This is a genomic window from Azospirillum sp. B506 (assembly GCF_000333595.1).
Classification (GTDB): Bacteria; Pseudomonadota; Alphaproteobacteria; order Azospirillales; family Azospirillaceae; genus Azospirillum.
The window spans coordinates 1-948 of sequence record NZ_BADK01001068.1 but is presented as its reverse complement, the minus strand read 5'-3'; the positions used below and the strand labels follow the sequence as shown (position 1 = coordinate 948).

The window sequence follows — 948 nt, the reverse complement described above, 5'->3', positions numbered from 1 at the left end:
GGCCGACTCAACGAGTGCACCGTTAGGCGAGCCAGACATAAAGGTCGAGGCTGAGCGAGCGTCCTTTCAACTGCCGCACCGCTTCCTCCAGCAGGGGAACCGGTGGTCGCGCAGGGCCTGGAAGAAGGTCTCGTCCAATTGGACCACGTCGTTCCACAGCGTGCCCTGGCGGTCGTCGCCGAGATCGTCGTGGAAGATCAGGCCGCGCTTGACGATGCCGCCCTTCTCGAAGACGTCTGCGTCCTCGCCGTCCCAGAAGAACTTCAGCGAGCAGGCGGAAATACGCAGCGACTGTTCGCGGAAGCCGCGGAAGGTCTCGCCGCCGACACTGATGCCCATGCGGGTCAGCCAGTCGCGCATCGAGCGGCCGAGTTCGACCTCGCGGCGGCCGGTGCGCACCGCCTGGGTCTGCAGATAGATCAGGATCATCCGCGCCCGCGCGCCATAGGGAACGCCGAACAGCTTCATCTTGCCGTTCACCTTCAGCCGGCCCGGTTCGACCAGCAGTGTCACCTGATGGCCGCGCTTTTCCCAGGGAACATCGTCGGCCAGCTTCTTGTGCGGCAGGCTGGTCAGGCAGAATCCGCTGTAGGTGATGCCCAGATGCTGGTTCTCGTCCGCCAGGATGTCGGCGGCGATGTCCACCAGCGTCCGCTCCTCGGGCCTGACCAGGGCGCGCGCCTTGTCCCGCCCATGCTCGATCACCAGCCTGTGTATGTCGCCCATGGCAGCCTCACCCGGATGTTGTGGCATCCTGGTGAGCGCCGGGTGGTGGAGTCAACGTGGGGTTAGGCGACCGTGCTAGTCGGTGGTTAGTTGTTAGACTTGTTAGTTGAGTCGCCGCTTGTCCCCATGGGGAAACCCCGAGTCGCGCCGCTTTTCCCCACGAATCCGCCGCTTTCCCCCACGTCAACCGGGGTGGAACAATCTGGATCAAGGTCGCCGGTC

The 948-nt window shown here is 64.3% G+C and carries 1 protein-coding gene; it reads right to left on the bottom strand.

All coding sequences use genetic code 11. The features are described from left to right. Positions 1-66: 66 nt before the first annotated feature. Positions 67-726 carry a replication protein RepA gene (locus tag I71_RS33070; protein WP_244434205.1) on the bottom strand — a complete coding sequence of 220 codons (660 nt, stop codon included), beginning with the start codon at positions 724-726 and terminating at the stop codon, positions 67-69. Positions 727-948: the final 222 nt, after the last annotated feature.